This window comes from Streptomyces sp. ISL-11, assembly GCF_018614525.1.
Classification (GTDB): domain Bacteria; phylum Actinomycetota; class Actinomycetes; order Streptomycetales; family Streptomycetaceae; genus Streptomyces.
This window is the reverse complement of the sequence record NZ_JAGGOL010000193.1, coordinates 1646-10606: the sequence shown is the minus strand read 5'-3', so window position 1 is coordinate 10606 and position 8961 is coordinate 1646. Positions and strand designations below refer to the sequence as shown.

Genomic DNA, 8961 nt, shown 5'->3' with positions numbered 1-8961 from the left:
GGCGTGCACCCCTGCGGCCCCGCCGCGAGCGTCGCGCAGGCCGTCGCCCGGCCGGGCGCGGCCACCGCCACCATGGGCGTGTAGCCGTCGGCGTCCCGGCCGACGCGGCCGGACTCGGTGCGGGCCGGCACCGAGCCCTCGGCCGGTGCGCTTATCCGCACGGCGTCACCCGTGGCGGCGCGGGTGATCCGGCCCCAGGCCGTCCGGCACACGGCGCTGTAACGCACCTCGACGTACGACGTGCCGACCGTCACCGAACCGGCCGTCGTGGCCCGCGCGCCGCCGCAGCCCATGGCCTCCGGGTCCTTGCCGGCGCAGTCCGCGCCCACGCACTTCACCCCGGCGGGCAGCCCCTGCGCACTCGCGCTCGGACCGGCGGGCGCCGCGGTGTCCTCGTCCGTGCCGCCGTCGCCCAGGTCCAGGCCCAGCAGCAGTATCGCGGCCACGACGACGAGCACGGCGCCCAGCAGCCCGGTGACGAACAGGGTCGTGCGGCGCCGCGGCGACCCGGTGGCGGGGATGGCGTTCGCGCGGTAGTCGGGCGGCTGGGGCGAGCGCGGCACGGCGGGCTTGCGGGGCGCCGGTCCCGGGTCGGCCAGGGCCGTCCGTACTTCCGGGCGGTCCGGGCCGCCCGGGGCCTGGGGCGGCGTCTCGCGGCACAGCAGCTCGGACACCGGCCCGCCGCCCGCCTCCCGGGCCGGAGTCGCGGCCCGGGCCGGCGGCGGCGGTCCGAACTCCCCCAGCGCGGCGCGCGCCCGGGCGACCCGCATCGCCTCCATCGTCACGTCGTGCCGCAGCTCCGAGCGACTCCAGGCCCGCTCGGCCAGCTCCCACATGGTGCTCAGGTGTCCGACGTCCGTGCCCGTCGCCTCGGCCAGGGCCTCCGCGGCCCCGCGCGGCGGCAGCAGCCGGCCGTTCAGATAGCGCTCCCACGACGTCTTGCTGTATCCGGTGCGGTCCGCGACGGCACCGATGCTCAGTCCGCTGCGCTCGACGAGTCTGCGGAGCTGTTCGGTGAACTCGCCGACCTGTGGATCGAGTTCCTCCGGTAGCGCCCTCCAGCGAGGCATTGCCCTCCCCCTGTCCCCCGATACGTACGCCGATGCGTGCCGTGTCGCCACGGCGCCCCTCCGAGCCTTCCGTGCTGGCTACCCACGGGGATGCCGCGCATCAGCATGACAGTTCCCCAAGGGGGGGCGCAGGGTGGCATTTGGCGCAAACAGGAGCATCGGTGTGCGCTCTTGTCACATCCGGCGCACCACTGGTACGAGACGGGCACCTCGTACCGGAACTGTCACCCCCAGGCCACAGGACCGCCGTTGATCTTGATCCGGATGGCCGGGCTCATGATCCTCATTAACGGACGGCGGCTCGTCCTCCCACGGGGGTGGTGGACGGGCCGCCGTGGCCGCTCACCGGAAGGCGGAGGCGGCCCACCCCTCCCGGCCAGGGGCGGATGTGGGCCGTCTCCGCCGCTCAACACGGGGATCCGCGCGTCGAATTCACGCCTCGAATCCAGCGTCCGGTTCACCCGTGGGGGTGAGATCAGGCCGCGGCCATCTTCTTTCTGAGGTTCTCGTCCAGCGCGTCCAGGAATTGCTCCGTCGTCAGCCATGGGGCGTCCTTGGAGATCAGCAGCGCGAGGTCCTTGGTCATCTGACCGCCCTCGACGGTCTCGACGCACACCCGCTCCAGCGTCTCGGCGAACCTGATGACCTCGGGCGTGCCGTCGAGCTTGCCCCGGTGGGCCAGGCCGCGCGTCCAGGCGAAGATCGAGGCGATCGGGTTGGTCGAGGTCGCCTTGCCCTGCTGGTGGTGCCGGTAGTGGCGGGTCACCGTGCCGTGCGCGGCCTCCGCCTCGACGGTCCTGCCGTCGGGGGACATCAGGACCGAGGTCATCAGGCCGAGGGAGCCGAAGCCCTGCGCGACGATGTCGGACTGCACGTCGCCGTCGTAGTTCTTGCAGGCCCAGACGTAGCCGCCCTCCCACTTCAGCGCCGCCGCGACCATGTCGTCGATCAGACGGTGCTCGTAGGTGAGGCCCTTGGCCTCGAAGTCGCCCCGGAACTCGGCGTCGAAGACCTCCTGGAAGAGGTCCTTGAAGCGGCCGTCGTACTTCTTGAGGATCGTGTTCTTGGTGGACATGTACACCGGGTACGCGCGGGCCAGGGCGTAGCGGAACGAGGCGCGGGCGAAGTCGCGGATCGACTCGTCGTGGTTGTACATCGCCAGCGCGACACCGGGCCCGGGGAAGTCGTGGACCTCCAGCTCGATCGGGTCGGAGCCGTCCTTCGGGGTGAAGGTCATCGTGAGCGTGCCCGCGCCGGGGACCTTGAGGTCGGTGGCGCGGTACTGGTCGCCGAAGGCGTGACGACCGACGACGATCGGCTTGGTCCAGCCCGGGACCAGCCGGGGCACGTTCGCCATGATGATCGGCTCGCGGAAGATGACTCCGCCGAGGATGTTGCGGATGGTGCCGTTCGGCGAGCGGTACATCGCCTTGAGGTTGAACTCCTCGACCCGCGCCTCGTCCGGCGTGATCGTCGCGCACTTCACCCCGACGCCGTACTCCTTGATGGCGTGGGCGGCGTCGACGGTCACCTGGTCGCTGGTCGCGTCGCGGTTCTCGATGCCCAGGTCGAAGTACTTCAGCTCGATGTCGAGGTACGGAAGGATCAGCTTGTCCTTGATGAAGGACCAGATGATGCGGGTCATCTCGTCGCCGTCGAGCTCGACGACGGGGCCGACTACCTTGATCTTGGCCATGAGGCGGAGCGTCCCTCTCACGCGGCGGCGGGACCGGCGATATCACCGCGATAACGGCCGACCCTGGATATCTCGCCATCAACGTACTCAGAGGGGACCCGTCAGGGCGGTCCTCAATCGCCGGACGGGCCGGATTTCCGGCCCGTCATCCGTGAACCGCTCGCGGGTGGCCGTCGCCCGTGACCGCCGCCCGCCTGCCGCCGTACGAGCCGCCTCCCGCGAGCCGCCCGCCACGAGCCGTCGTGCGAGCCGCGCGGCTCCGCCACTGCACCGTGAAGCCGCTACACCGTGAAGCCGCTACACCGTGAAGTGGAGGATGTCCTCCAGGAACGGGATCTTCAGCCAGGGATGCGGCTGGGCCATCAGGGACAGCAGCAGGATCGCCAGCCCCAGCCCGCCGTACGTGATCATGTCGGTGAAGCGCGAGCGCACGGCCAACATGCCCACGGACGGCAGCGCCCAGCGCAGCACGGCACCCCCGATCATCGCCACGGCGATCAGCAGCGTCCCGACCCGGAACGCGTCCAGGGCGACCACCAGCAGCCCGGCGCCCGTCACCCCGAGCACGGCCAGCAGCGGCCACTGCCGGGCGGGGGCCGGCGCGTCGCCGGGCGCGGCGCGCCCGCCCCCCTCGGGGCGGGCGGTGTCCCGGGTGAGCTGGAAGCGGCGGGGCTTCCCGGAGCCGGGCGCCGGCTCAGCCCGCATTGCCGATTCCGGCGGCGCGCTCGGCGGCCTCCACGACGTTGACGAGCAGCAGCGCGCGCGTCATCGGGCCGACGCCGCCCGGGTTGGGGGCGACCCAGCCGGCGACCTCGGCGGCGCCCGGGTGCACATCCCCGACGATCTTGCCGTTCTCGTCGCGGCTGACGCCGACGTCCAGCACGGCCACGCCCGGCTTGAGGTCCTCGGGCTTGATCAGGTGCGGCACGCCCGCGGCGGCCACCACGATGTCGGCCTGGCGCAGCTGGGCGGAGAGGTCACGGGTGCCGGTGTGGCAGAGGGTGACCGTGGCGTTCTCCGACTTGCGGGTCAGCAGCAGGCCGATCGAGCGGCCGACGGTGATGCCGCGGCCGACGACCACGACGTGCGCGCCGTTGATCTCCACGTCGTGGCGGCGCAGCAGTTCGACGATGCCGTGCGGGGTGCAGGGCAGCGGGCCGGTCTCGTTGAGCACGAGGCGGCCGAGGTTGGTCGGGTGCAGGCCGTCGGCGTCCTTGGCCGGGTCCATCAGCTCCAGGACGCGGTTGGTGTCGATGCCCTTGGGGAGCGGGAGCTGGACGATGTAACCGGTGCAGTCGGGGTTGTCGTTCAGCTCGCGGACGACCGCCTCGATCTCCTCCTGGGTGGCGGTGGCGGGCAGTTCGCGCTGGATCGACGCGATGCCGACCTGGGCGCAGTCACGGTGCTTTCCGGCCACGTACCACTTGCTGCCGGGGTCGTCGCCGACGAGGAGGGTACCGAGGCCGGGCGTGACGCCCCGGGCCTTCAGCGCCTCCACGCGGGTGGTGAGTTCGGACTTGATCGCGGCTGCGGTGGCCTTGCCATCGAGAATCTGGGCGGTCATGCCCCCATCCTCGCGGATGGGGTGGCACTCATTCCAGTCAGGTCACGGCCCACCGGGGCCGTAGGGGGCCGACGGTGCCGTATGTCACGATGATCGGCGTTGCCGCGACTGTCGGGGGCCGGGCGGCCGCGATTGCGCATGTGTCCTTCTCCCACACGGTCCGGCTGTCCCCAACCGCGCAGACCGCTCGAAGGATCACCAGGTGACCTACCCGCCCCAGCAGCCTCCCCAGTACCAGCAGTACCCGCAGCAGCCGCCGGCGCAGCCGTACGGTCAGCCCTACGGCCAGGTCCCCCCGCAGCCGGGCGCCGGTTACGGCTACCCGCAGGGCGCGCCGCAGGGTTACGCCATGCAGCCGCCGCCGCTGGCGGGCTGGTGGTCCCGGGTGGCCGCGACGCTGCTGGACAGCCTCATCGTGGGCCTGATCCCGATCGTCTGCATGGTCGCCGGCATCGGAATGGTGGTCATGTCGTTCCTGGACTGCGCGGACGACGACAACTACCCCTACGGCAGCACCACCACCTGCGAGCCGTCCAGCGGCGCGATCGGCGGCGGCATGGCGCTGATCGTGATCGGCGGCATCCTGGGCTTCGCGCTCGGCATGTGGCTGATCCACCGCCAGGGCAAGACCGGCCAGACGCCCGGCAAGAAGATGATGAACATCAGCGTGGTGCGCGAGCGCGACGGGCAGCCGACCGGCTTCGGCATGGCCTTCGTCCGCAACCTCGCCCACTTCGTCGACAGCATCTGCTTCAACCTCGGCTACCTGTGGCCGCTGTGGGACGACAAGAAGCAGACGTTCGCCGACAAGATGGTCGGCACGGTCGTCATCCGTACGCGCTGAACCGACGCGCCGGGCGGGTCCGCCCGGCGCATGACGACGCCGCGCCCCGGGGTTCCGGGGCGCGGCTTTCGTGCGCGGGGGGGGCGCGGTGTCCGCGCCGCGTAGGGGTCGGCGTCAGCCGCGTACGGCCGATGTCGGCCGCGTACGGCCGGCGCCTGCGTCGCGTACGACCGATGTCAGCCGTAAGGGCAGGCGTCAGCCGCGTACGGCCGGTGTCAGTGGAAGAAGTGGCGCGTGCCCGTGAAGTACATCGTCACGCCCGCCGCCTTCGCGGCCTCCACGACCTGCTCGTCACGGACCGAACCACCCGGCTGGACCACGGCCTTGACGCCGGCGGCGGTCAGCACCTCCAGCCCGTCCGGGAAGGGGAAGAAGGCGTCGGAGGCGGCGTACGAGCCCCGGGCCCGCTCCTCGCCCGCGCGCTGGACGGCCAGCTTCGCGGAGTCGACGCGGTTGACCTGGCCCATGCCGACGCCGACGGTCGCCCCGTCCTTGGCCAGCAGGATGGCGTTGGACTTCACCGCGCGGCAGGCCCGCCACGCGAAGGCCAGATCGGCCAGCTCGTCGCCGGACAGCGCCTCGCCGGTCGCCAGCGTCCAGTGCGCCGGGTCGTCGCCCTCGGCCTGGAGCACGTCCTTGACCTGCGCCAGACCGCCGCCGTCGATCGGCCGGAACTCGACCGGCGACTGCGGGGCCTCCGGGCAGCGCAGCACGCGGATGTTCTTCTTGCGCGCCAGGATCTCCACGGCGCCGTCCTCGTAGTCCGGCGCGACGATCACCTCGGTGAAGATCTCCGCGACCTGCTCGGCCATCGCGGCGGACACCGGCCGGTTGACGGCGATGACGCCGCCGAAGGCCGACAGCGGGTCGCAGGCGTGGGCCCTGCGGTGCGCGTCGGCGACGTCCGTGCCGACCGCGATGCCGCACGGGTTGGCGTGCTTGATGATCGTTACACAGGGCTCGGCGTGGTCGTACGCGGCGCGGCGCGCGGCCTCGGTGTCCGTGTAGTTGTTGTAGGACATCTCCTTGCCGTGCAGTTGCTCGGCCTCGGCCAGGCCGCCGTGGCCGCCGGTGTAGAGGGCGGCGCCCTGGTGCGGGTTCTCGCCGTAGCGCAGCACGTTCTTGCGCTCGTAGGTGACGCCCGTGAAGGCGGGGAAGGCCTCGCCGTCGCCCGCGTAGTCACCGGCGAACCAGTTGGCCACCGCCACGTCGTACGCGGCCGTGTGGCGGAACGCCTCGGCGGCCAGCCGCTTGCGGGCGGCGAGGTCGAAGCCGCCGTCGGCGGCGGCCTTCAGCACGTCGTCGTAACGGGCGGGATTGACGATCACGGCGACCGAGGGGTGGTTCTTGGCGGCGGCGCGGACCATCGAGGGGCCGCCGATGTCGATCTGCTCGACGCACGCGTCGGGCGAGGCGCCCGACGCGACGGTCTCGCCGAACGGGTAGAGGTTGACGATCACCAGGTCGAACGGCTCCACGCCGAGCTCGGCGAGCTGCTCACGGTGGGACTCCAGGCGCAGGTCGGCGAGGATGCCGGCGTGCACGCGGGGGTGCAGGGTCTTCACCCGCCCGTCCAGGCACTCGGGGAAGCCCGTCAGCTCCTCGACCTTGGTCACGGGGACGCCCGCGCCCGCGATCCGGCCGGCCGTCGAACCGGTCGACACGAGCTGGACGCCCGCCGCGTGCAGACCGCGGGCCAGCTCCTCCAGCCCCGTCTTGTCGTAGACGCTGACCAGCGCGCGCCGGATCGGCCGCTTCACTCCCTCGGCGGCCGTACCTTCCGGGGTCGTGCCTTCGGCGGTCGTAGCTTCGACGCTCACGGGATTCTTACCTTTCGTCCCTCTATGCGGTAGCCGTTGCGGGCCAGACGCCCCACGACATCGACGAGCAGCGCTCGCTCGACTTCCTTGATCCGCTCATGCAACGCGGATTCGTCGTCCTCGTCCCGGACCTCGACCACGCCCTGCGCGATGATCGGGCCGGTGTCGACGCCGGCGTCGACGAAGTGGACGGTGCACCCAGTGACCTTCGCGCCGTACGCGAGCGCGTCGCGCACGCCGTGGGCACCGGGAAAGCTGGGCAGCAGGGCGGGGTGCGTATTGACCACCCGGCCGCCGAAGCGGTCCAGGAACGCCTTGCCGAGGATCTTCATGAAGCCGGCCGAGACGACGAGGTCGGGCTCGTACGCGGCCGTCGCCTCGGTCAGCGCCCGGTCCCAGGCGTCCCTGCTGTCGAAGTCCTTCACCCGGCGGACGAACGTCGGCAGGCCGGCGCGCCCGGCGCGCTCCAGACCGGCGATGTCCTCGCGGTCGGCGCCCACGGCCACGATCTCGGCTCCGTAGCCGGCCGGGTCGGCGGCGATCGCGTCGAGCAGGGCCTGGAGGTTGGTGCCCGAGCCGGAGACCAGCACGACGAGGCGGGCGGGGGGCGGGGAGGCCACGGTGGGGCCCTTTCTCGCGGGTGATGCGGTTTGTATGGTCGTACGAGACGGACGGGTCCCCGGATACGGGGGACTCTACGAAGCCGCCGACCGGCAGCAACGATACCGGCACACCGAACGGCCCCCACGGGACGGGGGCGGCCGCGGAAGGTAGCGTCTGGAAGCAGCGCACGGAAAGCGCGGGCCGAGCGCGGGGAATCCGGGCGCGACGCCGTACGTTCGGTGTGCGGTACGTCATGACGGGCACGGCACATGGGTGACGTGCGGGACGACGACACGACGTGCAGGACGACGACACAAGGGGAAGACACACTCCACATGCCGGACCGACGCCGCCACGCGGCTCACCACCTGCCGTTGCCCGCCGAGTCCGCCGGAGGGCAGTGATGGGGATCGCCCGCATGTCGCACGAACGCCCGTCCCCGCCGTCCTCGGACGAGCAGCGGGACAACCCCTTCGCCCCACCGCCGGAGGGCCGGCCCGACCGGCCCTGGCAGCCGCGCGAGCGGTCCGGCGGCGGTGAGGGCGACGATTCCGGCGGATCCGAGGACGGGTCCGACGACGGCGATGGGCAGCGGCCCCCGGCGTGGGGCAGCCAGTGGAGCAGCCGGCAGCCCGGCCGGCACGACGGCGGTTTCGGCGGCGGCCCCGGCGGCCCCCGCCAGCCCTCCGGCAACGGCCAGGGCGGAGGCGGCGGCCTCCGCTGGGACCCCACCGACCCGGCCCAGCGACGCGCCCGCTACGCCCTGCTCGCGGGCATGTGGGGCTTCTTCTTCGCCCTTTTCAGCATTCCCCAGGTCGCACTGCTGCTCGGCGCGCTCTCCCTCTACTGGGGCATCAGCTCCCTGCGCGCCAAGGCCAAGCCGCCACGGCAGGACCCGGACGTCCCCGCACCCCCGCCGCCCGCGCCGGGCGCGTTCAAGCCGCAGACGACGGCGGCGGTCAGCGGCCTGGTGACGGGCGGCCTGGCGCTGGCCATCGTCGCGGCGACGTTCATCTTCCAGATCGTCTACAGCGACTACTACACCTGCGTCGACGACGCCCTCACCCAGACGTCCCAGCAGGCGTGCGAGAAGCACTTGCCGAAGCAGCTGCGACCGCTGCTGGGGACGCGGGACTGAGGTTTCGGGGCGGAGGCGGGGCCGGGCCGGCGCCGGGTTTCCGGCCCGGCGGCCGGGCAGCCGAAGGCCGGGCCGGCTGCCGCGTGACCGGCTGCCGCCGGGGTCCTCCCCGGCCCGCAACGTCGGCGGACGGCCGCGGCCGCGCGATCGGCTGACGCGGGGGAGGCGGCGCCACGCCTCCGAGCCGGCACGACCACGGACGCGCGTCGGTCACCGCCGCCGGGGA

The 8961-nt window shown here is 72.4% G+C and carries 8 protein-coding genes; 2 read left to right on the top strand and 6 right to left on the bottom strand.

Going from position 1 to position 8961, the window contains the following annotated elements; all coding sequences use genetic code 11:
- From J7E86_RS29245 to J7E86_RS29230, 4 genes are all read right to left on the bottom strand, one after another.
- The coding region (locus J7E86_RS29245) for an XRE family transcriptional regulator (protein ID WP_215085830.1) at positions 1-1070 on the bottom strand (1070 nt) is incomplete at its 3' end.
- Positions 1071-1545: 475 nt separating this feature from the next.
- Positions 1546-2766, bottom strand: coding sequence for an NADP-dependent isocitrate dehydrogenase (locus tag J7E86_RS29240; protein WP_215085829.1), 1221 nt, complete (start codon positions 2764-2766; stop codon positions 1546-1548).
- A gap of 297 nt (positions 2767-3063) precedes the next feature.
- The gene (locus tag J7E86_RS29235) at positions 3064-3471 is read right to left on the bottom strand and encodes a DUF3017 domain-containing protein (protein ID WP_215085828.1); all 408 of its coding nucleotides are present in this window, start codon (positions 3469-3471) and stop codon (positions 3064-3066) included.
- On the bottom strand, positions 3461-4330 hold the full coding sequence (locus tag J7E86_RS29230; protein ID WP_215085827.1) for a bifunctional methylenetetrahydrofolate dehydrogenase/methenyltetrahydrofolate cyclohydrolase: 870 nt from the start codon (positions 4328-4330) through the stop codon (positions 3461-3463). The genes J7E86_RS29235 and J7E86_RS29230 overlap by 11 nt, the downstream gene beginning before the upstream one ends.
- A 202-nt stretch (positions 4331-4532) precedes the next feature.
- On the opposite strand from J7E86_RS29230, the gene J7E86_RS29225 reads away from it, so the two are divergent.
- Positions 4533-5174 carry an RDD family protein gene (locus J7E86_RS29225; RefSeq protein ID WP_215085826.1) on the top strand — a complete coding sequence of 214 codons (642 nt, stop codon included), beginning with the start codon at positions 4533-4535 and terminating at the stop codon, positions 5172-5174.
- A 215-nt stretch (positions 5175-5389) separates the two neighbouring features.
- On the opposite strand, the gene purH is transcribed toward J7E86_RS29225, so the two are convergent.
- Both purH and purN read right to left on the bottom strand, forming a co-directional pair.
- Entirely contained in the window at positions 5390-6934 is a 1545-nt protein-coding gene (gene purH, locus J7E86_RS29220) for a bifunctional phosphoribosylaminoimidazolecarboxamide formyltransferase/IMP cyclohydrolase (RefSeq protein ID WP_215085831.1), read from the bottom strand.
- A gap of 56 nt (positions 6935-6990) precedes the next feature.
- Positions 6991-7614 (bottom strand): phosphoribosylglycinamide formyltransferase, encoded by a 624-nt coding sequence (gene purN / locus J7E86_RS29215; RefSeq protein WP_308312769.1) that lies wholly within the window; start codon positions 7612-7614, stop codon positions 6991-6993.
- 386 nt (positions 7615-8000) lie between these two features.
- Between purN and J7E86_RS29210 the strand changes: the two genes are divergently transcribed.
- Positions 8001-8735: a hypothetical protein gene (locus J7E86_RS29210; RefSeq protein ID WP_251019849.1), complete on the top strand. Its 735-nt coding sequence runs from the start codon at positions 8001-8003 to the stop codon at positions 8733-8735.
- Positions 8736-8961: the final 226 nt, after the last annotated feature.